Raw genomic sequence first — 22,258 nt, 5'->3', positions numbered from 1 at the left:
CGGCGTGAGGGAGTCACGACGGCGGCGCGTAGCCGTCGTAGACCGCGCCCAGGTCCTCCCGGGTGGGCGCGTTGACGATGGTGACCGTGTCGCCGTCCACCTCGACGTAGAAGCTGTCGGCGAACGGCCCGGAGTCGATGCGCCAGTGGTCCTGGCTGCCGGAGACCCGGGAGCCCCCCCAGTGGGCCAGCAGCCGCCGGTAGCCCGCGGCGAACTCCTCGGCCTCGGTCGCGTTCTCCCAGGCGATCCGCCAGACGTACGCGGTCTGGTTGGGGCCGGTCTCGGGGTTCGCGTAGACGTGCATCCGGTCACCCTCCCAGCCGTTCGTGACCGGGAGGTCGTAGTTCAGCGGGTCGGAGGCGTTGAGGTTCCCGTCCTCGTCGTAGTTGAGCCACTCGCGGGGGCCGACCAGCCGCGAACTGTTGTAGTCGTCGTAGAGGGTGTAGGCGAACATCGAGGAGAGCACCGACTGGCCGAGCGTGGCGTAGTCGGGACGGAGGCTCCCGGGACGCGGCGCGTCGGGGCAGACGCGCTCCCACTCGCCGGAGGCGCTGTCGGAGAGGCTCACGTCAACCGGGGGGTCCTCGCCGTACCGGTCGGGGTAGATGACCTGTTCCGCGCTCGCCGGCACGTCCGCGTAGAGGTCGTCGACGGCCTCCCAACCGCCCTGTCGATACACCGAGGCGACGAAGCCCGGGCCGTCGCTGTAGGGGAAGAAGTTCACGAAGTAGATGCCGAGGTGGAGGTCGCCGCCACCGCCACCGCCGCCGCCCGTCGAGACGTTGAGACACGACCACCCCGCCGCACAGCGCTGGCGGTAGCGGTCCTCGACGAGGCTCGCCTCCCCCTCGATGAGCCCGTTCTGCCCGTTGTAGGCGTCCCGGGTCGGCGCGCGGTACTCGCTGAGGTTGAACCGCTGGTCCTGGAGGGCGTGGACGAGTTCGTGAGCGAGCGTGAACTCCGTGCTCAGCGTCGGGGTCGCGGACTCGCTGACGACGACGATCTCGTCCTGGGGCGGCGAGTAGAACCCGAGGACGTTCGAGCCGCGGTTCGTGTTCTGGACGCCGAGGGCGTCGCGCTCCTCGCCGATCATGAACATCGCCTCGAACTTCGTGTTGTCGAACGCGCGGAACGCCGGAGTGTAGTTGGCGTCACCGCCGGCGAACTCCTGCCGGTAGGTCGTGCGGTTGATCACGGTGACGGGGACCGTCTCCGTGAACTCGGTCTCGCGGACGACTTCGATCCGGGCCATCGCCCGCGCGATGGTGGCGTTCAGTTCGGTCGCGTTCAGCCCGTCCTCGGGCGTGATCGCGAGCGACTCGTTGTACCAGAGCCCGTCCTCCCAGCCGAGGCGGTCCTCGGGCGGGTCCGCGAAGTCGAACCCCGAGGCGGAGGGCGCTCCCGTATCGGTCCCGGGTTCGGCCTCCGTTCCGGTCCCCGTCGGCGCCTCGGTCTCCGCTCCAGTCGGCGTCGACGGGGCCGGGGTGCCCGGGGCCGTCGGCGCGGCGGTCTCCGTCGAGTCCGGGGTCGCCGCGGGCGCGGGTGTGCCCTGGAAGCCGGTGCCACAGCCGGCCAGCAGGATCACCAGTGCGAGCGCCAGGGCGGGGAGGGGTCGCATACCTCCGCCAAGGGGTGGGAGGGTCAAAAGCCCCGCGGGCGACGGCCGAAGGCCGCTCGACCCGGTGACCGGACCGGGAAGACGAACGCGGGGCCGTCCGCACTCGACTCCCTCGCGCGCCTCGGGAGTAGCGTTACGGGAGTATCGCGCGGGCCCGCCCGTCCTCCCAGGAGAGGCGGCCCTCGACGCGGAGCTTCTCGACGTGGGCGCGGACCGTCGCCTCGGCGAGTTCGCGGACCCCCGTGAGGTCCTTCTCGTACGCGGCGTCGGTGATCTCGGGGACCGTCCCCGCGCCGTCCCGCACGGCCTGGAGGACGCGTTTCTCCCGATCTCGGCGGTGCTCGATGAGCCGCTCGCAGGTCTCGCGCGGCGACTCGACCGTCGGACCGTGTGCCGGGTGGAGCCGCGGGGGGTCCCGCGCCCACAGCCGCCGGAGCGAGGAGACGTACGCCCGCATGTCCCCCGAGGGGTGACCGACGACCACGCTCCCCTCGACGACCGCGAGGTCACCGACGAGGTACTCGCTCTCACCCTCACTACTACCACTCCCGTCGCCCGGGAAGCGGAAGGCGACGTGCTCGGGCGCGTGTCCGGGCGTGTCCACCACCTCGACGGTCCCCTCGCCGGTCTCGATCCCGATCCCGTCGGCGAACGTCCGGTCCGGTTCGACCCCCGCGGCGGCCTCGAAGTCGGTCTCGCGGCCGACCCGACACCAGACGGTCGCACCCGTCTCCGCGGCGTAGTCGGCGACGGCCCCGACGTGGTCGGGATGGTGGTGCGTGAGTGCGACGTGACTCACCCTCTCGGCGAGCGCGTCGAGCGCGTCCACGCGGGCCGCCGGGTCGACCAGGAGGGCGTCCTCGCTCCCGAGGACGTAGGCGTGTGTCTGTCCGGTCGGGGACGCCGTCCGGACGCGACAGCTCACCCGTTCGAGTTCCATACGACGGGAGGCGTCGCCGGGGACTTCTAGTTGACGAGGAAGTAGACCTGCTTGCGGGCGTCGTGGAAGGAGTAGCGCGACCCGACGAGGTCGGCCTCGTCGAGCCGGTTGAGCGCGTACCTGACCGTCCGGTCGGGGAGGAGCGACTCCTCGGCGAGCTGGCCCTGCGAGAGCGGGGAGGCGTCCTCCAGCACCTTCGCGACCAGTTTGGCGCTCGGCGGGAGTTCGCGGAGGCGCTCGCGGAAGTCCGGGTCCGCCATCGGTGATTCGCCCTTCCCCGCACGCTCCTCGGTCGTCGTGCTCATACCCGTACGGGGCCGCACCACCTGGTAAAACTTCCCTATATGTGTGTCCAAACAATACGGAGTCATACAGTGAGTATAATGACCCCTATAATCGAACGAGTGACAGATGTTGCCGGAAGTCGGTGGACGGACCCACATCGGGGGATGAGCCGGGGAGCGCCGGGGTTTCAGTACCGTTTTATGCGTCCCGGCAGGACCGTCCCGTAGCGTGAAGGGACAGGAGTGGTACCAGGCCGACGAGGTGGCCGAGGAGTACGAGGACAAGCGGTTCTCCGGCGGCGGACAGGTGATCGACCGCCGCGAGAAGGAGGCCGTCCTCGACGCGCTCTCCCCGGTCGAGGACCGGCGGGTCCTCGAGATCGCCTGTGGCACCGGCCGGTTCACCGTCATGCTCGCCGACCGCGGTGCCGAGATCGTCGGGATGGACATCTCCGACGCGATGCTGGGCGAGGCCCGCGAGAAGGCTCGCGCCGCGGACCTGATGGATCACCTCGAGTTCACGCGGGGGGACGCCGCCCGCCTCCCGTTCCCGGACGACCACTTCGACGCCGTCTTCGCCATGCGCTTTTTCCACCTGGCGGACACCCCCGCCTCGTTCCTCTCGGAGATGTGCCGGGTGTCGCGCGATCGGGTGTTCTTCGACACGTTCCGTCGCTACTCCGCGCGGTCGCTCTACAACTGGCTGTTGCCGATGGGCTCGCGGCTCTACTCGGAGACGGAGGTCGAGCGTCTGCTCTCGGGAGCCGGCCTCCGGCTCGAACGGGCCGCCCACGACTTCCGGCTCCCGTTCGGGTTCTACCGGGAGCTACCGGGGAACGTCGCGGAGGCGATCTGGCGGGCGGACACCGCCGTCGGGCGGACGCCGCTCGGCCCGCCGCTGGCTTCCGTGTCCTACTGGGACGCCCGGGTCCTCTGAGGGGCGTCCCGGGGTCTTTTTGCCCACGGAACACACACCGGGGCTATGGACGTCTCGGTAGTGGTGCCGACGCTGAACGGCCGCGAGCAACTGGGGGCGTGTCTCGACGCGCTCGCGGCCAACGCACCCGCCGCCGAAGTGGTCGTCGTGAACGGCCCCTCGGCGGATGGGACCAGCGGGATGGTCCGCGACCGGGACGACGTGGACGTGCTCGTCGAGATCGACGAGCGCAACATCAACGTGGCGCGCAACGCCGGGCTCGACCGGGCGAGCGGCGACGTGATCGCGTTCGTCGACTACTCGCTCGCCGTCGAGGATGGCTGGTTCACGGCGCTCCGGGAGGGGATCGCGGCGGTCCCGACCGACGGTGACCACCGCGGCGGCGTCACCGGCCCGACCCACCGACAGCTCAGGGCGGGCGTCACCACCGAGAACGAGGAGGTCCGGGAGATACGGGGACGGGAGGTCCGCTACTTCAACGGCGGCAACGTCGCCTTCCGTCGGGAGGCGATCGAGGGGATCGACGGGTTCGACGAGTACCTCCGGACCGGGGGAGCCCGCGACGCCGCCCACCGGCTCGCCGGCCTCGACTACGAGGTCGCGTGGCGGTCGGGGATGTGCGTCCGCCGGGAGATCGAAGCCGACGGGGGGCGCAAGGAACGCGACTGGCGGTGGCGCTACCGCTCGCTCGCCTACCGGCTCGTGAAGAACTACGGGTTCCGACCGGGCGTCGTCTACCGGCTCCTCAGACACGCCGGGACCGACGCCGTCGAGGGACTCCGGGGGGTCGCCAGCGGCGACCGGAGCCCGTCGAGCTGGCTCGCGAGCGGCCGGGACGTCGTCCGGGGGGGCTTTCGCGGGGCCGCCGAGGGCTTCCTCGCGCGGCTCAGGGACCGCGACCCGCGGCGCAACCCCAGCGGCTGGTCGCGACGGACCGACCGTGCCGTCACCGTCGACGACCGGCGAGGATGAGCCGAGTGGGACGACACGAGTCTCGTCGGACGTCCCATCGGACGGCGGTGGGCCGAGGGGACCGAAGGTGGGTGACGTGAGCGACGGGGAGGGGGTGGATCGCGATCGCTCGACGGCCTACACGCCGGTCGAGGTGGCCTTCGCCCGCGACGGGACGCCGGTGTTCTGCTTCGAGACGGAGCCGGCACGCGCGGGCGAGCCCCTGGAGTTCGACCTCCTGCTCCTCCGCGGCGAGGGCCTCGTCCGGTTCGGCGTCCGCGTGGGCGAGCGAATTACGGTTGTGGCTCGCGAGCGGAGCGCCAGGCGGATCGCCGAGCGGCTCGTCGAGTACGAGAGCTACGACGTGGCGGTGAGCTACGGCGACCGTACGCGGTATCCGGGGCTCGACGGCCGGTACGACGAGGTGACGCGCCACCGTCTCACGGGGGCGGCGTACGACCGGCTCTACGAGGCGTACCGGGGGCTTGAAGGGGACGAATGAAGGGCCCTGTTAGACACCCGATAGCCGATACGGAGTAGTCACTCCCCCGGCCCGAGCGAGGGCACCACCCGCGTCGGATTCGCCTCGAACGCCCGGCGCATCGCGTCTTCGGGAACGGAGAGGGTCAACAGTTCCATCACCCCGACGCTGGGGTGGACCGCGGGAGCGTCGCTGCCGAACAGCACCCGGTCGGGGTGCTCGCGGAGCGCGCGTTCGAGGACGTCACGGAACCTGACGGCGGCGGTGTCCAGGTAGAGTTCGTCGTGTGCGTCGAGCAGGTCGACGGCGTCGGCCATCCGGTCGCGGTCGAGCGGGTAGCCGCCGAATCCCGCGAGGATCACCGGGAGCTCGTAGTCGAGGAGCGTCCGCTCGACGGCCCGCGGTGGGAACGAGGGCGTGGCGTGGACCCGGACGGGGAGGCCGGCGTCGGCGAGCGCCGAGAGCACCGACTCGTCGGGGAGGCCGTCGGCCGTCGGGTCGAGGACGAACCCCTCGAACCGGTCGCCGTAGGCGTACCGCTCGACGTCCTCGGGGTCGGCGTGCCACGGCTTGCGCCGGGCGGCGAGGTTCCGGAGCCGCGACCCGGTGCCGCCGACCTCGCGCACGCCGGCGAGGCGGGCGAACGGGACGAACGGGCGCTCGACGCAGAGCCGCGCGACGGCGTTGTTCGCGGCGAGGTAGCCCTCCGCCTCCGCGAGCGTCTCCGGCCGTCGGCCGCGCGGGGCGACCACCGCCCGGACGACCCCGGCCTGGTGGAGTTCACGTTCGAGCCGGTCGGGGACGACCGCCCGGCCCCGGTCGTGATCCTGATCGGGGTCGAGCGTCGCCCCGACGTCGACGGCCCGGAAGCGGTGCTCCAGTTCTAGCACGGGCGGGGAGTCGACCGGTCCAAGTATAAGGGTTGTCGGGGGTCGCACCCGGGAAGGGCGGCGAGGAACGGTTTGACGGCCTCAGACCGGACCCGTCGGGACGACGGAGCAGCCGTGACCGGTCACGTCGCTGTGGGTCGCCGCCCGGGACTCGGCGCCGACGCGGGAGGGGTGGAAGCCGACTCGGCCGCATCGCTCGCACGCTATCTCGTACATACGAGCACCGATTCGGGCGAGCGAGTTGAGAATGACGTGCGTACCCGTGCGTAGGAACGACTTACCCACGTCGTCGCCGACGGTACTCCCGACGAGTCGCGGCGGGACGAAGCTATAAACCTCGCTCGTCGGACGGTCCGGTATGTCGGATCGAGAACTCGACCCACAGGCCGCCGCACTGCTCGACGACCTCGACAGCGGGGTATCGCCCCCGGCTTCGACGCTGTCGGTGGCGACCGGCCGCGCGCTCCTCGACGAGCTGTTCGGCGTCGAGGAGCCCGAGCCAGTCGGGGGGACCACCGACCTCGAGATCACGGGGCCGAACGGCCCCGTCCCGGTCCGGGTCTACCTCCCCGTCGGGGAGGGCCCGTCGCCGGTGCTCGTCTTCCTCCATGGCGGCGGGTGGGTCCGGGGCTCGCTCGACGCCTACGACGGGCTCTGTCGCCGTCTCACGAACGGTGCGGACTGCGTCGTCGTGAGCGTCGGCTACCGTCGCGCGCCCGAACACCCGTTCCCCGCCGGGCTGGAGGACTGCTACGCCGCGACCGAGTGGGCGGTCGAGAACGCCGCCGACATCGGGGGCGACCCCGATCGGGTGGCCGTCGGCGGCGACTCGGCGGGCGGGAACCTCTCGGCGGCCGTCACGCTCGCCGCGCGCGACCGCGACGGGCCCGGCCTCGCCCACCAGCTCCTGATCTACCCGGCGGTCAATCCGCCCAGCGTCCGGTGGTTCGACGCCTACGACGAGAACGGCGAGGGCTACCTCCTCGAGATGCGGGGCATCGAGTGGTACCTCGACCAGTACGTCCCCGAGCCCGCGCACGTCGGCAACGCGTACGCCTTCCCGCTCCGTGCCCGCGACCTCTCGGGGCTCCCGCCGGCGACGGTCCTGACGGCGGGGTTCGACCCGCTACGGGACGAGGGGGTCGCGTACGCGGAGCGCCTGGAGGAGGCGGGGGTCGACGTCGAGCACCTCCACTACGACTCGCAGATTCACGCCTTCCTGAGCCTCTACGAGCACATCGACGAGGGGCGCGAGGCGATCGACGACGCGGCCGCGCGGCTCCGGGCGGCGTTCGACGGGCAGGACGGGTGAGCGGACCGGTCAGACCAGCTCCCGCAGTTCGTCGCGGACCGGCGCGATCCCGGTGGGGGCGTGGACGGCCTCGAACCCCGCGGCGCGGGCCCCCTCGACGTCGGCCACGTAGTCGTCGCCGACCATCACGTGCCGGTCGGCGGCCAGCCGCTCGCGGGCGAGGTCGAACGGGGCGGCGTCGGGCTTGTGCGCGCCCACCTCGTAGGAGGTGACGACGGCGTCGAACCGGTGCAGGAGATCGTGGTGAACGAGTTTCTCCCGCTGCCAGGCCGGCAGACCGTTGGTGAGGACGCCGAGCGGGGCGTCGATGTCGGCGAGCGTCTCGCGGGTCCCCGCCAGTACCCGCATCGCGGCGTACTCGACCTCGCGGAGCGTCTCGACGAGCGTCGAGGCGTCGACCGTCTCCGCGCCGATCGCGCGGAGGACACCCCCCATCGCCGCCCGGACCGGGTCGGGTTCGAGGGCCCGGAACCGATCGAGGAAGTCGTACGCCTCGACCGCCCGGTCGACCGTCTCCGCCTCGAAGTGCTGGCCGAACGCCTCCCGCAGGACGGCCTCGTAGGTTCCATCGAGGTGGAGGAGCGTTCCGTCGAGGTCGAACCAGATCCCGGCGTCGGGACCGCCCTCCCCGCCGGCCATCGCTACCGGTCCTCGATCGGCCGGCCGTCCTCGGTCGGCGGCGCGACGTGGTCGACGTACGCCTCGACGCCGGGGTCGCGCACGTCGACTCGCACCGTGATCTCCCCGAGTTCGCCCGGGTTGCCGACGGCGAAGTTGATGACGCCGACGAACGCGGCCTGCTTCTTCAGCGCGAACTCGAAGCCGTCCCCCCGAAGGCCGTCGGAGAACTGGTTCCGGGCGGTGTCGAGGATCTCCTGCTCGTGGAGCAGTTCGGAGAATTCCTCCATCGAGTGGGCCTCGCCGACGAGTTCGCCGTGGCGCTCCTCGAGTTCGGCCTCGGGAAAGAGGTTCAGCACTGCGTCCTTCACCCGCGAGGTGACCTCCGTGTCCATCACCGGCGCGGTGACGGTGACGTCGACGCTGTAGACGACGCTCACGGCCGTTCGACCCCCTCGACCTCCGTCGCACCCGTCTCGTCGTCGAGCACGGCCGCCGCGCGGTCGCGGAACGCCTCCAGCGAACCGGCGTTGTCGATCGTGAGGTCGGCACGGTCGATGGCCTCGCCCATCCCGAAGCCGAGTTCGCGCTCGTCGCGCTCGTCGATGCCCTCGCTCTCGGGGTCGTCCCGGGCCCTGAGGTCGAGCCGCTCGGCCCGGACCTCGGCGGGGGCGGCGATGGCCACCAGGAGGAACGAGTCGCCGAACGCCGCCTCGAACCGCTCGGCCTCGTCGCCCGAGCGCAGGCCGTCGACGACGACCGTGTCGTGGTCTTCGAGGTGCTCGCGGATCATCGGGAGCGACCGCTCGGCGATGGCCAGCGGGCCGTCCTCCTCGCGGAGCGCCCGGGCGACCTCGCCGTGGTTCTCGGCGGGGTCGAGCCCCCGGTCCCGGCAGGCCTGGCGGACGACGTCGCCCATCGTCACGACGGGGATACCCCGATCGCGGGCCACCTCGGCGAACTCCCCCTTGCCGCTCCCGGGCATCCCGACGGTTCCGATGACACGCATCTCTCCCGGTCGTACTGTGCTCTGCCGCATAACGCCTGCGTTCGACGCGCGGCGCGTCGTAGGGACGGTTGTAGTCCTCTCCCGGTGAACACCGACTCCGGCCGGATGCTCGCCGGTAGATCGTCACGACCGTCCCGATCAGGAAGAGGGGGCCGCGGAGCGAGGAACTAACCCGTCGCGGACCGAGCGAGACGGTACCGAACCGCCCGAACCGTCATGACCGATCCCGACACCGAGGCCGTCCTCGCCGACCACGTCCGCCGGCTCGACACGGACGCGCGGGCCGCGCTCGTCGCCGACCTCTGGACCGCACGCGGCTTCGAGACGACCCGGGAGGGGAGCGACGTGGTGGCGACCGGCCGCGGAGCGAGCCGGCGTATCCGGATCGGCGCGGGAAGCGGGAGAGGAAGAGGATCGGCCGATCGACCGGACGTGGTGATCTCGACCGGAAGCCGGACGGCGCACGCGGCGGCGGGGTCGGGCGTCAGAGTGCTGGACGCCGAGGACGTCGCCGCGATGCTCCGCTACGCGGTCGACCGGTCGACCGCCCGGGCGCTCTGCGAGCGACACCTCGGCGCACCACCCGAGGAGCTCCGGCCGCCGGCCACCGCGCGGCTCCGCGCCCACCTCGGCGGGCTCCGGGCGAGCGTGGGGAACGTCGAGTCGCCGGTCGCGCCCGCGTCGTTCCTCGTCGCCGCCCTCGCGCTCCTGATCGCGGGCGTCGTCGCCGGGATGGTGCTCACCGCGGCCTCCGGCCCCGCCCCCTCGGCCTCCCCGACCACCTCGGCCGGCGCGGACGACGCCGTCGATGCACCTTCCATCCCCGAGTCGACACCCGTCGGTGACAGCGCGGTCGTGACGCCGGCTACCTCCGAAAGTCCCGGTGACCCACCGCCAAACGCGTCGGCCGTCCCCGGCCTGTCCGAGGACCGTATCACGGACCTGTCGGCGCTGGCGACCGCCCACGCCCGGGGGCTGCTCGGCCAGTCGTACACCCTCTGGATGGACACCTACCGGCCGCCGCGGGGTGATCCGGACGGCGCTCCGATCCAGTACGACACCGACGTCGCGGTGGCGGACGACCGGTTCCTCGTGGTGGAGAGTGTCGGCGACGGCGAGAGCCGCGAGCGGCGCAGGGCCGTCTACGACGACGACCGCGCCTGGTTCGTCGCGAACTGGACGGGCGGGAACGCCACTTACACCCGGGTGCTGGACCGCGAGCAGGTCCCGGTGCCGCCGCCGGACTTCGACGACGTCGCCCTGAATCTCGTGACCGACTACCTCTCGACCCCCGAGACGACCGTCGAGGGCCGCGCGGCGAACGGTTCCGGCGGGGCGGCGGGGGCGACCCGCTACCGGGTCGTGGGACGCGGGACCCCGCCGACGATCGAGGGCGACGTGCGGAACTACACGGCGGTGGCGTTGATCGACCGCGACGGGGTCGTTCGCGACCTCACGGTGACGTACACGGTGATCGAGGGTGAGGAGAGCTACCGGGTCAGGAAGGAGTGGACGTACGGCTACCTCGGGGAGACGACCGTCACGCCGCCCGACTGGTACGCGGCGCGGTTCGGACCGAACGTGACGAGCACCTGAGGAGGGCTCACTCGACGTGGACTGCCGGGCGGAGCGGCTGGGCGTTCCCGGCCCGCTCGCCCGGGTCCTCGACGTCGGGGTCGTCCTCGGCGTAGACCTCGACCTCGGCGTCGAACTCGCGGGCGAGGAACTCGCTCGCGTCCCCGTAGGTCGCGGCCTCGTCGACGTCGAGCATCGCGCGGAGGTCCGACTCGTCGCGCTCGCGGACCACCTCGACGAGGTCCTGTACCAGTTGGTTCACCTCGTCGCCGCGCTCGCGCAGATCGGGGTCGGACATGACCTCGCCCATCACCCGACCCACGTCCGGACCGGTCTCGACGACCTGTTCGAGGACCTCGCGCTTCCAGTCGGCGGCGACGTACACCCGTATCGTCTCGGGGTCGGTCCCCGTCACGTCGAGGATGTCGCCCACGTCCGCGGTGAGCCGCTCGATCAGCCGCTCCCGTGCCTCGATGGCCCCGGATTCGAGGTCGGGGTCGGCCTCCGGCCAGTCGTCGACCGGATCGCCGGTCAGCCGCTCGTGGAGCTCGTTCGTCATGAAGGGGACGAACGGCGCGAGCAGGCGCAGGCGCGTCCCGAGCACCTCGCGGAGGGTCGCCCTCGCGCCCGGCCGGTCCAGATCCGCCCGCCGCCGGTACCACCGCAGGTTCTCCTCGAAGCCGTAGAAGGCGGCCTGGCTGGCCGTCCGCGTCTCGAAGTTCTCCAGCGCCTCCGTCGCCTCGCGGACCGTGGCCTGGAGCTTCGAGAGCAGCCACCGGTCGATCGGTCGCCGTTCGGGATCGGGGTCGTCGGGCGCCTCCGCGATGATCCGTTCGGCGCGGTCGTAGAAGCGCCGGAGCTGGTCGTGGGTCGACTCGACGAGGTCGGCCCGCCAGTCGAAGTCCTGCCAGGGCTCGGCGCTGTTCAAGAGGAAGAAGCGGACGGTGTCCGCGCCGTAGCGGTCGACGGCCTCCCCGGGGAGGACGACGTGGCCCTTCGAGGAGGACATCGCCTGTCCCTCCAGCAGGCCCATCCCCATGATCGTGACGCCACCCGGCCAGTTCGACTCGTCGAACAGCTCCGCGTGGTGGTAGAGGAAGAAGGTGAGATGGTTCGAGATGAGGTCGTTCGCCGACACCCGGTAGTCGACGGGGTACCAGTAGTCCCACTCCTCGCGCAGCGAGAGGGCCCGCTCGTCCGGGTCGTCCACGGTCCCCTCGCCGTAGAACAGGGTGTCGAAGAACGCCCGGTCCATCTCCTCCGGCGGGACGTCCGCCAGCCGGTGGGCGATGGTGTAGTAGGCCATGTAGATCGTCGAATCGGACAGGGGTTCGATGACGAAGTCGGTGTCCCACGGCAGACGGGTCCCGAGCCCGTAGTTTCGGATGCAGGGCCACTCGTTCAGCCAGTCGACGGTGTGGGTGTACTGCTCGCGGGTGTTCTCCGGGATGGCGTCCATCCGCTCGATGGCCCGCTTGGTCTTTGCCTTCCACTCCTCGTCGTTGTACCGCAGGAACCACGTCTCCTGTTTGGCGACCTCGACCTTCCCACCACACCGGCAGATCACCTCCTCGGTGAACTCGTTCATCGAGTCGAACACCCCCCGCCGCCGGTAATCCTCTCTAAATCGCTCGCGGACGTCCTCGACGACCTCGCCGGCGTACTCCCCGTAGGCCTCGATCAGCTCCCCGCGGTGGAACTCCCGGTTGTAGAGCTCCTGGGTGGCATCTTCGAGGGCGGGGTCGCCCTGTGCGGTGATGCCGTGCTCCTCGACGGCGTCCCTCGCGGGGATCTCGCCGTACCCCTCGATGGTCAGGATGGGGATCGGCTCGATCGCCCGCACCTCGTCGGGGTCGATGCCGTACTCGGCCAGCTCGTCGGCCCGCTCCTTGACCTCCCCGAGCGCGACGTAGTCGTCGGGCGAGTGGGCGGGGACGGACATCACGACGCCGGTGGCGTTGTCGGCGTCGACGAACGTCGCCGGCAGGAGGAGGACCTCCTCGTCGGTGACGGGGTTCGTCATCCGCTTTCCCACCAGCTCCTCGCCCGCCAGCGTCCCCTCGACGACGACCTCCCGCTCCTGGAGCCGGAGCTTCCCGGCGGCCTGCTCGCTCACGACCCACCGCTCGCCGTCGACGGTCGCGCGGACGTAGGTCGCCTCGGGGTTCACGAAGGCGTTCGTCACGCCGCGGACCGTCTCCGGCCGGAGCGTCGCCATCGGGGCGACGGTCTCCTCGCCGTCGATCTCGGTGCTGAACTTCACCAGGGTGTACTCCTGGAACTCCGCCTCCTCGCCCTCCAGGATGTCGTGGGTCGTGACCGGCTGCTGTTCGTTCGTGCAGTACTTGACCGGGTGGAGCCCCTTCTCCAGCAGCCCCCGGTCGTGGAGGGTCTCGTACTGCCAGGTGATGAACTTCGTGTACCGCTCGTCGTTCGTCGTGAACTCCCGACGCCAGTCGACGGAGAGCCCGAGCTGGCGCATCCCCTTCTTGTAGTGCTCCTCGATGAAGTACCGGGCGAACCCCATCGGGGTCTCCAGCTCCTCGAGGGTCTCCTCGGGGACGTTGTACGTGTCACGAAGGACCGAGAGCTGCTGTTCCTCGCCCTTCTTCAGCCGCTCGACCGCGCCGATGATCGGCGTCCCCGTGACGTGCCAGGCGATGGGAAAGAGCACGTTGTCGCCCTGCAGGCGGCGGTAGCGGGCGTAGACGTCCGGCACGGTGTACGTCCGGGCGTGTCCGATGTGCATCCCGCCGGAGGGGTAGGGGTAGGGAACGGTGATGAACGTCGGATCACCCGCCTCCTCGGGGTCGGCCTCGTAGGTCCCCGCCTCCCGCCACCGGTCGCGCCACGCCGACTCGATGGCGGTGGGGTCGTACTCGCTCATACACCCACGTCAGGGGACCCACCCATAAGAAGGCGCATACTCGACCGCCGGCCCGTCACACGGTGTCAGACCCGGTCCGTGGGGCTCGTCGCCAACCCTCCACCGGATGACCGCGACGAAAGCGTCAAGCTCGCCCCGCGACGGGTTCGTCACGTGGGCACGTTCGCCAGCGACGTCAACGACCGTCTTCGCGATGGCCTCGCCGATCGACGCCCCCGGTTCGAGTGGAGACGGGAGTACCGGATCGCCGGGACGCCGGTCGACGTCGCGGGCGTGGCTCCGGATCACCTCGTCGCCGTCGAACTGGAGTGGCGGCGCGCGGACCCCGCGGACAACACCGCGAAGCTGTTCCGGCACCTCTCGGAAGGGGCGCTCGACCACGATCGGGTGTCGGTGTTCCAGGTGTTCACGGGGTACTACGACCTCGCCTCGGGGGGCGTCTCCTCGAAGCGGGAGAACGCGGAGTTCGTCGGCCGAGTCGCGGCCGACTCGTTCGCGGAACTGCGCTATCGGCCCGTCGAGTTCGGGATGACGCCGCCGAAACGTGGTGGTGGGCGGCCCGGCGAGTGGCGAGAGGTGGCCGACGATACGGCGGACCGGATCGCAGAGTCGCTCTGAGTTCGGGCGTTGGTGTCGAGGGGACTGAAAGGGGCCGCAGTCTGAACGAAGGCGGACGACGTAAGCACCGCAGCGCGAACGGAGTGAGCGCGAGGAGCGCAGCGAGGCCCCCGAGTTCAGACTGCGGGGGCTTTCGAGGCGTTACTGTGAACTACTGCTGGTAGAAGCACCTCGAAAGCCCCGAAAAGTTGTCAGACGTCGGCACCCAGTTTCCGGTCCTACGTCCCGTGCTGCCAGGAGTCCATGTACTCGGTCTGGACGTCGGTCAGGTCGTCGATATCGACCCCCTCGGCGTCGAGTTTGATCTCGGCGACCTCGCGGTCCAGCCGGTCGGGCACGTCGTGGACGGCGGCCGAGTAGTCGTCACCGTTCTCGACGAGTTCGCGGACGGCGACGGCCTGGACGCCGAAGCTCTGATCCATCACCTCGACGGGGTGGCCGAGCGAGATGGGACCCGCGAGATTGACGAGGCGACCCTCCGCGAGCACGTTCAGCCGGCGACCGTCCTCTAGCTGGTACTCCCGAACGCCGTCGCGGACCTCGCGGGTCTCGGTAGCGAGGTCCGAGAGGTCGTCGAGGTTCACCTCCACGTCGAAGTGGCCCGCGTTGGCGAGGAGGACCCCGTCCTTCATGGCCTCGAAGTCCTCGCGGGTGACGACGTCCCGGTTGCCGGTCGTCGTCACGATCACGTCGGCCTCGCTCGCGGCGTCGTTCATCGGCATCACGTCGTACCCCTCCATGTGGGCCTCCAGGGCGCGGCGGGGTTCGACCTCGGTGACGACGACGTGGGCGTTCTGCCCGGCGGCCTTCTTCGCCAGGCCGCGGCCGCAGTCGCCGTAGCCCGCGACGACGACCGTCTTGCCCGCAAAGGAGAGGTTCGTCGTCATCGCGAGGTTGGCGAGGACGGACTCGCCGGTACCGTGGACGTTGTCGAACAGCCGCTTCATCGGCGTGTCGTTCACCGCGAACACCGGGTACTTCAGTTCGCCGTCGGCGTCCATCGCCCGCAGCCGGTGGACTCCCGTCGTGGTCTCCTCGCAGCCGCCGACGATGGAGTCGATGAGTTCGGGGTAGTCCTCGTGGATGGCCGCGACCATGTCCATCCCGTCGTCGACGGTGATCGTCGGCTCGTGGCCCACCACGGCCTCGATGGCCTCGTAGTACTCCTCGTCCTCGACGCCCCGTCGGGCGTAGGACGTGACGTTCTCGTTGGCGTCGAGCGCCGCCGAGACGTCGTCGTGGGTCGAGAGCGGGTTACAGCCGGTGATGGCGACCTCGGCACCGCCCTCGGCGAGCAGTTCGGCGAGGACGGCCGTCTTCGCCTCGACGTGCATCGCCATCCCGACGACCTCCCCCTCGAAGGGACGGTCGGCCTCGAAGGTCCCCCGGAGCGCCGCGAGGATGGGCATGTGCTCACGGGCCCACGACATCTTCTTCCGCCCGGACTCCCGGGCCGCCTCCGGATCCTCCAGTTGTTCGGTGATCGTCGGGTAGGTCATATCCGGCGTTCGGTCAGGGGACCGAAGAACCTACCGAACGCCCGACGAGGGGGCCGTCGCTACCCGTACGGCACACCCGAAAAACCGTTCGCTGCCGCCGATTCGGCGGCGGTCCCGTACCGATCCGACGTCGTCCCGGAGGGACCGGTTACGCCTCGCTGTCCTCGCCGTCCTCCGCGTCGTCGCCCGTCTCCGGCGGACCCCGCTTGCCCTTGTCCTTGCCGTTCCCGCGGTCCGCGGGCGGACCCCGCTCGTCCTCGTCGCCCTCGTCGCCCTCGTCGCTCCGGTCCGCGGGCGATTCGCGCTCGTCGTCGCTGTCGTCGTTTCCGCGGTCCTCGGGCGGCCCGCGCTCGCTCCTCTCGCCGTCGGGACCGGCGTGGTCGGGCCGGTTGTCGGCACCGGGGTTGTTCTCGGTGACGAACGCCGAGACGGCCTGGCCGAGGTTCCGCTCCTCCAGATCCTCGGAGTCGATCAGCGAGTGGACGAACGCCGAGACCCAGTGGCCGAAGGGCTGGTCCTCGGCGGCCTCCTCGCTCAGTACGGGCGTGAACGTCGAACGGTCACCGGTGACCGACGTGTCGTCCGCCTCCGCGTGGGCGACGTACACGTAGGTATCGTTGTACGAGAGCCCGGACGCGTTCATCTCGAACGTGCCGGCCGAACTGATCTCGTCCGCGCCGGTGGTCGAGGAGTTCTCGCGGTCGCCCTCGACCCAGTACTCGAAGTGAACCGTCGCGTTCCCCGCGCCGCCGAGCCCGGTCAGCTCGCCGTTGAGCGTCGCCGAGGTCGGCGTGACGTCGCTCGCCGCGAGCGTGTCGACGCCCAGCGGCGGCTCGGTGAGCGTCGTGAACGTTCGCTCCGCGCCGACCGTCGTCGTGTCGCTCGCGTTGGCGTGGGCGACGTACGCGTACGTCGTGTCGTTCGAGAGGTCGGAGACGGGCAGGCCGAACGTCCCGTTCCCGACCGTCATCTCCGTGGTGTTCGTCGAGTTCTCGCGGTCGCCCTCGACCCAGTACTCGAAGTGAACCGTCGCGTTCCCCGCACCGCCCAGCTCCGTCAGGTTACCGTTCAGCGTCGCCGATCGGTCCGTGACGTCGGTCGCCGGATCCGTCTCGACCGACACCGTCGTCTCTGCCGCGGCCACCGTCGGTGCGAGCACCGACAGGGCCAGCAGCAGTGCCATCCCCACCGCCATCGTCCGACTACTGGTTCTCATCGTCCGTTCGTTCGTCGTCGGTTATCGGAGATAAACCGGGATTCTCGTTCACGTCGTTCACTCCCGTTCACCGACCGTCTCGGCGAATTCCGATACTCACTCAAAGACAGTTAGAAGGTTCAAAGACACTTCTAGAAGTTCTATACGAGTGTCGGAATCGGCCGATCACTCATAAAATGAGCCGTGGTTCGGACTCTTATTCCCCCGTGGCACGCTCGACCGCGGCGGCCGCTCGCTCGTCCGCCTCGCGCCGCACGCGCGCGCCGTCGAGCGTCGTCACCTCGCCGTCGCGGACGAGGACGCGACCGTCACAGAGCGTGTGGCGGACGTCGCTCCCGCGGGCGGCGTAGACGAGGTGGCTGACGTGATCGTGGACGGGCGTGAGGTGCGGGGCCTCGAAGTCGACGACCGCGAGGTCGGCCGTTCCACCCGATTCGATACGGCCCGCCGGAAGTCCCACCACCTCGGCCCCCCACTCGGTCGCCATCCGCAGCACGTCGGGGGCGGCGACGGCGCTCGCGTCCCCGGTCGCGAGCTTGCCGAGCATCGCCGCGTCGCGCATCTCGTCGAAGACGTCGAGGTCGTTGTTCGACGCCGCGCCATCGGTACCGAGCCCCACGGGGACGCCCGCGTCGAGCAGTCGCTGGACGGGAGCCATCCCGGAGGCGAGCTTCATGTTCGAGGCCGGGCAGTGGACGATTCCGGTACCTGTCTCGGCCAGCAGTTCGATCTCGGAGTCGTCGAGGTGGACGCCGTGGGCGAGGAAGTCCTCGCGGGAGAGCAGGCCACGCTCGCGGGCGTAGGCCAGCGGTCGCTGGCCGTGCTCCTCGACGATAGGCTCGACCTCCTCGCGGGTCTCGTTGGCGTGTGTGTGGACCGGGACGCCGAGTTCGCGGGCCTCGGGGACGTACTCCTCGAGGAACGACTCCCCGACGGTGGTCAGCGAGTGGGGCATGAACGCCGTTCGCACCCGACCGCCGGCGGCACCGTCGTACTCGCGGGCGATCTCGATGGACTCGGCGGCATCGTCGTGGGCCGTCCCGGTCTCCTTGGCGACGGTGACGACACCGTGGCCGACCCGCGCCCGCAACCCGGCCCGCTCGATCACGTCCACCACCTCGGGGACGTGGAAGTACATGTCAGCGAACGCCGTCACGCCCGAGCGGAGCATCTCGACGACGCCGAGCTCCGTGCCGGCGCGGACGTCGGCGGGTTCGAGCGCACCCTCGACCGGCCAGACGTCCTCGCGGAGCCACGCCTCCAGGGGCTTGTCGTCGGCGTACCCGCGGAGGAGCGTCATCGCGGCGTGCGTGTGGGCGTTGACGAGCCCGGGCATCACGAGCGATCCCGAGCAGTCGAGCCGCTCGTCACCCGTGCCCGCGAGGTCGCCGACGTCCAGCACCTCGCCCACGTCGGCGTCGACGAGGACGTCCGCGCGCTCGACCGAGAGATCGGGTCGGAGGACGTGCCCGCCGGAGAGTTCGAGTGTCATACGCCCGGTTCTCGGGGGCGAAGTGTGAATCCTGCGAGTCGCGGTCGGGGCGAGACTTCGCCGAGGAGCGCCCGAGAGCGGCGCTTCCGTGCAGACCTCGGTGAGAACGAATCGGAGGACGACGTATGCGCTCACCGAAAGGCACAGGCCGGCCGACGCCGAGGCGCGAGTATGCGAATCGCCGTCCCCAACAAGGGCCGCCTGCACGACCCGACGATGCGCCTGCTGGAGCGGGCGGGGCTCCACGTCCGCGACGGCGCGGACCGGAAGCTCTACGCCGACACCGTCGACCCCGAGGTGACGGTGCTGTTCGCCCGCGCGGCGGACATCCCCGAGTACGTCGCCGACGGCGCGGCCGCCTGCGGGATCACCGGTCTCGATCAGGTCCGCGAATCGGAGGTCGACCTCGCGGACCTGATCGACCTGGAGTTCGGCCGGTGCCGGCTCGTCCTCGCCGCCCCCGAGGAGGGTTCAGTGAAGACCGTCGATGATCTCGCCGGCGGGACGGTCGCGACGGAGTTCCCGAACGTCACCCGGCAGTTCCTCGCCGACCGCGGCGTCGAGGCCGACGTCGCGGAGGTGTCGGGCGCGACCGAACTCACCCCACACGTCGACATCGCCGACGCCATCGTCGACATCACCTCCACGGGGACGACCCTCCGGATGAACCGCCTCGAGGTCGTCGAGGAGGTGCTCGAGTCGTCGGTCCACCTCTTCGCCCACCCCGACCGCGCCGACGACCCGAAGGTGCGGCAGGTCGAGACGGCGCTCGGGAGCGTCGTCGCCGCCGACGGGAAGCGCTACCTGATGATGAACGTCCCCGAAGGGCGGTTGGAGGCGGTCGAGGACGTCATCCCGGGGATGGGCGGGCCGACGGTGATGGACGTCGCCGGGTCGGACGCGCTCGCGGTCCACGTCGTCGTCGACGAGCGCGAGGTGTTCGAGACCATCACCCGGCTGAAGGAGGCCGGCGCGACGGACATCCTCGTCACCGAGATCGAACGGCTCGTGGAGTAGCCGGCCGGTGGCGGGCGAGCGGCGACCCGGACGGATCGGTGACGGGCGATCGACGGGCGGGTCGGGTCGGTGCCGGTTCGGAAGGCATTCACCCCCCGGACACGACCCGGACCCCATGCGCGAGTGGTCCCGTCGGCGCGCCCTCCAGGCGGTCGCCACCACGGGGGCGCTCGTTCTCGCCGGCTGCTCCGGCGAGGGGAGCAGTCCGAGGTCGACACCGCGCGACCGCGGCGAGCAGGTCCCACCCGGAGATCTGGAGGTGCTGTTCGTCCGCGACACCGACGGTGACCCGCTGTTCGACGTCGGGAACGGGTCCGACGACGGACCGGCCCGGGAGGACGGGGGCATCGGAGCGCGTCGGACGCCCAGTGAATACCTGTGGGGCGGAGAGAGCCGGGACCGCGTGACGTTCCGCTCGACGGAGTCGGCCGCGGAGCTACGGGCGTTCGTCGACGGGACCGACCTCGAATCCCGGTCGGTCGACCTCGTCGAGCGACCAGTCAACGCGTGCTACGAGGCACGGCTCGTCGGCGTCTACCGCGGGGACGGGGGCGTGGCCGTCGACCTCTGCCAGTCGCTCCAGTCGGCCGATATCGCGTGCTCGGCTGGCGGCGTCGACACCGTGGGCATCGGCGTTCGACTGCCGTTCCCCGGGGACGGATCGGGCGGCCACGACTGAAACTGGCGGGGCGACTGCGGTGGCCTGCGTACCGTGGCCAGCGAGGGAGACGAGGGGCAGTGATCCGCCCACCGCGATGGGCTGTGCCGCAGGGCTGACAGCACTCGCGGCACACGTCGTCTGGGGTCTTCGAGACCACCACCCGGCTGAAGGAGGCCGACGCAGCAGACGATTTCGGTACCGAGATCGAGCGGCCGGTCGCGTAGTCGAGGACGGGGAGGCCGCACGGGGACGGTCGCGGGAACCGGTCGGGTTCGGTGACCGATCGTTTCGGAAGACATTCAACTCTCGATACCCGATTCGGGACCGATGCCCGACTGGTCCCGTCGGCGTGCCCTCCAGGCAGCCACCGCAGCAGCAGCGCTCGCCCTCGCCGGCTGTTCCGGCGAGGAAAGCAGTTCGAACGAGATCCCGCGCGCCCGCGGCGACCCGGTCTCTCCCTCCGAGTTCGAGGTGACGTTCGTCCGCGATACGGACGGCGAGCCGCTGTTCGCGGTCGGCGAGGACGGGGTCGACGAGGACGGGGTCGACGAGGGCGGACGGGGCATCGAGTACCTGACCGACGAGGCCGACCGCGAGGAACTGACGTTCCGCTCGACGGAGCCGGCCGCGGAGCTGCGGGCGTTCGTCGACGAGGCCGACCTCGAATCCCGGTCGGTGTACCTGCTCCAGCGGCCCATCGGCGAGTGTTACGAGGCACGCCTCGTCGGCGTGTACCGGGAGACCGACGGCGTCGACGCCGACTTCTGTCAGGCGCTCCGCTCGGCGAACGTCGAGTGCTCGGCCGAGGACCGCGACACGGTCGGCGTCGCTATCCGACTGCCGTTCTCGGGCGACTCGTTCAGCGGCTACGGTGCCGGCTGGAGCGGTGACTGCGACCGGGGGACGGCAGTCGCCCGCGAGGGAGGTGACGGGACGTGACCCGGCGCTCCAGGCGATCGGTGCTCGGGGCCTGCGGGGCGGGGCTGGCCGCGCTGGCCGGCTGTGCGGAACTGGACGTCGAGATCGGCGACGACGAAGCGGAGCGCGAGTACGACGTCGCCCCGCTCGCCGCGATCGCCGAGGAGGACCCCCCGACACGACCGGACTCCTTCCCGGTAGATGTCACGGAGGAGCTGGTCGAACGCCACTACGACCGCGCCCGCGAGTTCGTCGCGGCCGTCCCCGAGCGGCCGGCGGTCCCGAACGGCGTCGTCGCGGAGCGGCTCCGGGACCGTCGAGAGCGGGCGATCGAGGGGATCGACGACCGGCCGGACGCGGCGACCGGTCCATCGCGTCTCGGCGCTGCCCGGCGAACGCGGAGCGAGGCCGCGGAGGTCAACGGTGCCTACCGCGCCGCCGTCGACGAGATCGAACGCGAGTCGGTCGCGCGCAGCCGCGAGGAGCTCCGGCGGGACCTGCACGAGCTGGCGGCGGAGTCCGACTACCGCGGCGGGGATCCCGCGGAGGCGCTGGTCGTCCACGCCGAACTCGAAGGGCTACGAGGATACGCCCGCCGGAGCGCGGAGGCGTGGCCGCCGTTCCCCGCCGACCCAGCGGCCGACGTGTTCCGGGTCGGCGAGATCGTCGGGAGCGTCGAGGAGGGGTGGGCGGCGCTCGGCGACGCGATCCGCCTCCGGGCGCGCTACCTTGACGGGACGGACGACCCGCGGTCGTACCGGTCGGCGATGACGGCCGCGGCCCACCGGCTCGATCGCCGGACGGCTACCTACCGCCGGCGCGTGGGGGAGTTCCTCGACACCCGGGCGGCGGAGGCGTTCGACCGGGACGTCGAGGGGACGCCCGCAGCCGAGCTCTACGAGGAGGCGCGGCGGAACGTCGAGTTCGCCTCCGACGACGCCGGCCGCGAGCGCCGGACGGGCGACCACGCCACGGCGACGCTCGGAGCCGCGACGGAGATGGCGAGCCTCCGGGCGTTCCGGGCGGTGATCGACGCGATCGAGGCCGGCGAGTACGGCCCGCCCGAGGACGCCGAACGGGTCTCGACCGCCCACCGGGAGGCCATCGCGGCCCTCCGGGAGGCGTGGACGACGAAGCCCGTCGGTGTGAGCGTCGAGCTGGCCGAGCCGGCGCGGGAGGCGGTCGCCGAGGCGCACTACCGGCTCGAAGACACCGGGGGAGAGGCCTACGAGGTCGACAGCGCGTTCGCGTCGCTCGTGCGTGCGAGGCTCTACGCCGAGGCGGTCCCCGACACAGTAGCGTCGGTCGTCGCCGCGCTCGAAAGCGAGGCGTGAG

The 22,258-nt window shown here is 70.9% G+C and carries 21 protein-coding genes; 10 read left to right on the top strand and 11 right to left on the bottom strand.

Going from position 1 to position 22,258, the window contains the following annotated elements; all coding sequences use genetic code 11:
- Positions 1–13: 13 nt before the first annotated feature.
- From WDJ58_RS05040 to WDJ58_RS05030, 3 genes are all read right to left on the bottom strand, one after another.
- Entirely contained in the window at positions 14–1,618 is a 1,605-nt protein-coding gene (locus tag WDJ58_RS05040) for an Hvo_1808 family surface protein (RefSeq protein ID WP_338916542.1), read from the bottom strand.
- Positions 1,619–1,751: 133 nt separating this feature from the next.
- Entirely contained in the window at positions 1,752–2,558 is an 807-nt protein-coding gene (locus WDJ58_RS05035; protein WP_338916540.1) for an MBL fold metallo-hydrolase, read from the bottom strand.
- Positions 2,559–2,584: 26 nt separating this feature from the next.
- Positions 2,585–2,863, bottom strand: a complete 279-nt coding sequence (locus tag WDJ58_RS05030) for a MarR family transcriptional regulator (RefSeq protein WP_338916539.1) — start codon at positions 2,861–2,863, stop codon at positions 2,585–2,587.
- A gap of 208 nt (positions 2,864–3,071) precedes the next feature.
- Here WDJ58_RS05030 and WDJ58_RS05025 point away from each other — a divergent pair, with 208 nt between their 5' ends.
- From WDJ58_RS05025 to WDJ58_RS05015, 3 genes are all read left to right on the top strand, one after another.
- Positions 3,072–3,779 carry a class I SAM-dependent methyltransferase gene (locus tag WDJ58_RS05025; RefSeq protein WP_338916538.1) on the top strand — a complete coding sequence of 236 codons (708 nt, stop codon included), beginning with the start codon at positions 3,072–3,074 and terminating at the stop codon, positions 3,777–3,779.
- Between the two features lie 45 nt (positions 3,780–3,824).
- A complete protein-coding gene (locus WDJ58_RS05020; protein ID WP_338916537.1) occupies positions 3,825–4,751 on the top strand; it encodes a glycosyltransferase family 2 protein in 927 nt (308 codons plus the stop codon).
- A gap of 76 nt (positions 4,752–4,827) precedes the next feature.
- On the top strand, positions 4,828–5,232 hold the full coding sequence (locus WDJ58_RS05015; RefSeq protein WP_338916536.1) for a hypothetical protein: 405 nt from the start codon (positions 4,828–4,830) through the stop codon (positions 5,230–5,232).
- Positions 5,233–5,270: 38 nt separating this feature from the next.
- Here WDJ58_RS05015 and WDJ58_RS05010 read toward each other — a convergent pair whose 3' ends face one another.
- The gene (locus WDJ58_RS05010; RefSeq protein ID WP_338916535.1) at positions 5,271–6,101 is read right to left on the bottom strand and encodes an amidohydrolase family protein; all 831 of its coding nucleotides are present in this window, start codon (positions 6,099–6,101) and stop codon (positions 5,271–5,273) included.
- A gap of 358 nt (positions 6,102–6,459) precedes the next feature.
- On the opposite strand from WDJ58_RS05010, the gene WDJ58_RS05005 reads away from it, so the two are divergent.
- A complete protein-coding gene (locus WDJ58_RS05005) occupies positions 6,460–7,413 on the top strand; it encodes an alpha/beta hydrolase (protein ID WP_338916534.1) in 954 nt (317 codons plus the stop codon).
- 9 nt (positions 7,414–7,422) lie between these two features.
- On the opposite strand, the gene WDJ58_RS05000 is transcribed toward WDJ58_RS05005, so the two are convergent.
- The 3 genes from WDJ58_RS05000 to WDJ58_RS04990 are packed head-to-tail and all read right to left on the bottom strand — an operon-like array spanning position 7,423 to position 9,040.
- Complete coding sequence (locus tag WDJ58_RS05000; RefSeq protein ID WP_338916533.1) at positions 7,423–8,052, bottom strand: HAD family hydrolase; 630 nt, start codon at positions 8,050–8,052, stop codon at positions 7,423–7,425.
- A 2-nt stretch (positions 8,053–8,054) separates the two neighbouring features.
- A complete protein-coding gene (locus tag WDJ58_RS04995) occupies positions 8,055–8,471 on the bottom strand; it encodes an RNA-binding domain-containing protein (RefSeq protein ID WP_338916532.1) in 417 nt (138 codons plus the stop codon).
- Positions 8,468–9,040: an AAA family ATPase gene (locus WDJ58_RS04990; protein ID WP_338916531.1), complete on the bottom strand. Its 573-nt coding sequence runs from the start codon at positions 9,038–9,040 to the stop codon at positions 8,468–8,470. The genes WDJ58_RS04995 and WDJ58_RS04990 overlap by 4 nt, the downstream gene beginning before the upstream one ends.
- 216 nt (positions 9,041–9,256) lie before the next feature.
- On the opposite strand from WDJ58_RS04990, the gene WDJ58_RS04985 reads away from it, so the two are divergent.
- Positions 9,257–10,636 carry a hypothetical protein gene (locus WDJ58_RS04985; RefSeq protein WP_338916530.1) on the top strand — a complete coding sequence of 460 codons (1,380 nt, stop codon included), beginning with the start codon at positions 9,257–9,259 and terminating at the stop codon, positions 10,634–10,636.
- 7 nt (positions 10,637–10,643) lie between these two features.
- Here WDJ58_RS04985 and leuS read toward each other — a convergent pair whose 3' ends face one another.
- On the bottom strand, positions 10,644–13,502 hold the full coding sequence (leuS, locus tag WDJ58_RS04980) for a leucine--tRNA ligase (protein WP_338916529.1): 2,859 nt from the start codon (positions 13,500–13,502) through the stop codon (positions 10,644–10,646).
- 153 nt (positions 13,503–13,655) lie between these two features.
- Here leuS and WDJ58_RS04975 point away from each other — a divergent pair, with 153 nt between their 5' ends.
- Entirely contained in the window at positions 13,656–14,120 is a 465-nt protein-coding gene (locus WDJ58_RS04975; protein ID WP_338916528.1) for a hypothetical protein, read from the top strand.
- A 218-nt stretch (positions 14,121–14,338) separates the two neighbouring features.
- On the opposite strand, the gene WDJ58_RS04970 is transcribed toward WDJ58_RS04975, so the two are convergent.
- The 3 genes from WDJ58_RS04970 to WDJ58_RS04960 all read right to left on the bottom strand — a co-directional run bounded on the left by WDJ58_RS04970 (position 14,339) and on the right by WDJ58_RS04960 (position 18,327).
- The gene (locus WDJ58_RS04970; RefSeq protein WP_338916527.1) at positions 14,339–15,619 is read right to left on the bottom strand and encodes an adenosylhomocysteinase; all 1,281 of its coding nucleotides are present in this window, start codon (positions 15,617–15,619) and stop codon (positions 14,339–14,341) included.
- Between the two features lie 148 nt (positions 15,620–15,767).
- On the bottom strand, positions 15,768–16,835 hold the full coding sequence (locus WDJ58_RS04965; protein WP_338916526.1) for a hypothetical protein: 1,068 nt from the start codon (positions 16,833–16,835) through the stop codon (positions 15,768–15,770).
- A 196-nt stretch (positions 16,836–17,031) separates the two neighbouring features.
- The gene (locus WDJ58_RS04960; RefSeq protein WP_338916525.1) at positions 17,032–18,327 is read right to left on the bottom strand and encodes an amidohydrolase; all 1,296 of its coding nucleotides are present in this window, start codon (positions 18,325–18,327) and stop codon (positions 17,032–17,034) included.
- 171 nt (positions 18,328–18,498) lie between these two features.
- On the opposite strand from WDJ58_RS04960, the gene hisG reads away from it, so the two are divergent.
- The 4 genes from hisG (at position 18,499) to WDJ58_RS04940 (ending at position 22,257) form a co-directional block, all read left to right on the top strand.
- The gene (gene hisG / locus WDJ58_RS04955) at positions 18,499–19,344 is read left to right on the top strand and encodes an ATP phosphoribosyltransferase (protein ID WP_338916524.1); all 846 of its coding nucleotides are present in this window, start codon (positions 18,499–18,501) and stop codon (positions 19,342–19,344) included.
- A gap of 115 nt (positions 19,345–19,459) precedes the next feature.
- Complete coding sequence (locus WDJ58_RS04950) at positions 19,460–20,023, top strand: hypothetical protein (RefSeq protein ID WP_338916523.1); 564 nt, start codon at positions 19,460–19,462, stop codon at positions 20,021–20,023.
- A 309-nt stretch (positions 20,024–20,332) separates the two neighbouring features.
- The gene (locus WDJ58_RS04945; RefSeq protein ID WP_338916522.1) at positions 20,333–20,944 is read left to right on the top strand and encodes a hypothetical protein; all 612 of its coding nucleotides are present in this window, start codon (positions 20,333–20,335) and stop codon (positions 20,942–20,944) included.
- Positions 20,941–22,257 carry a hypothetical protein gene (locus WDJ58_RS04940; RefSeq protein ID WP_338916521.1) on the top strand — a complete coding sequence of 439 codons (1,317 nt, stop codon included), beginning with the start codon at positions 20,941–20,943 and terminating at the stop codon, positions 22,255–22,257. Before WDJ58_RS04945 ends, WDJ58_RS04940 begins: the two co-directional genes overlap by 4 nt.
- The last annotated feature ends 1 nt before the right edge of the window (position 22,258 follow it).

The sequence above is a fragment of the Salinirubellus litoreus genome, assembly GCF_037335815.1.
Taxonomy (GTDB): Archaea; Halobacteriota; Halobacteria; order Halobacteriales; family Haloarculaceae; genus Salinirubellus; species Salinirubellus litoreus.
Note: the sequence above shows the minus strand (reverse complement) of the source record. Positions and strands in the feature narration are given on the sequence as shown.

Bases quoted from the DNA above. Each gene is read 5' to 3' on its own strand.
- WDJ58_RS05040 (WP_338916542.1), bottom strand. From the start codon at position 1,618: ATGCGACCCCTCCCCGCCCTGGCGCTCGCACTGGTGATCCTGCTGGCC.
- WDJ58_RS05035 (WP_338916540.1), bottom strand. From the start codon at position 2,558: ATGGAACTCGAACGGGTGAGCTGTCGCGTCCGGACGGCGTCCCCGACC.
- WDJ58_RS05030 (WP_338916539.1), bottom strand. From the start codon at position 2,863: ATGAGCACGACGACCGAGGAGCGTGCGGGGAAGGGCGAATCACCGATG.
- WDJ58_RS05020 (WP_338916537.1), top strand. From the start codon at position 3,825: ATGGACGTCTCGGTAGTGGTGCCGACGCTGAACGGCCGCGAGCAACTG.
- WDJ58_RS05005 (WP_338916534.1), top strand. From the start codon at position 6,460: ATGTCGGATCGAGAACTCGACCCACAGGCCGCCGCACTGCTCGACGAC.
- WDJ58_RS05000 (WP_338916533.1), bottom strand. From the start codon at position 8,052: ATGGCCGGCGGGGAGGGCGGTCCCGACGCCGGGATCTGGTTCGACCTC.
- WDJ58_RS04990 (WP_338916531.1), bottom strand. From the start codon at position 9,040: ATGCGTGTCATCGGAACCGTCGGGATGCCCGGGAGCGGCAAGGGGGAG.
- WDJ58_RS04985 (WP_338916530.1), top strand. From the start codon at position 9,257: ATGACCGATCCCGACACCGAGGCCGTCCTCGCCGACCACGTCCGCCGG.
- leuS (WP_338916529.1), bottom strand. From the start codon at position 13,502: ATGAGCGAGTACGACCCCACCGCCATCGAGTCGGCGTGGCGCGACCGG.
- WDJ58_RS04970 (WP_338916527.1), bottom strand. From the start codon at position 15,619: ATGACCTACCCGACGATCACCGAACAACTGGAGGATCCGGAGGCGGCC.
- WDJ58_RS04965 (WP_338916526.1), bottom strand. From the start codon at position 16,835: ATGAGAACCAGTAGTCGGACGATGGCGGTGGGGATGGCACTGCTGCTG.
- WDJ58_RS04960 (WP_338916525.1), bottom strand. From the start codon at position 18,327: ATGACACTCGAACTCTCCGGCGGGCACGTCCTCCGACCCGATCTCTCG.
- hisG (WP_338916524.1), top strand. From the start codon at position 18,499: ATGCGAATCGCCGTCCCCAACAAGGGCCGCCTGCACGACCCGACGATG.
- WDJ58_RS04950 (WP_338916523.1), top strand. From the start codon at position 19,460: ATGCGCGAGTGGTCCCGTCGGCGCGCCCTCCAGGCGGTCGCCACCACG.
- WDJ58_RS04945 (WP_338916522.1), top strand. From the start codon at position 20,333: ATGCCCGACTGGTCCCGTCGGCGTGCCCTCCAGGCAGCCACCGCAGCA.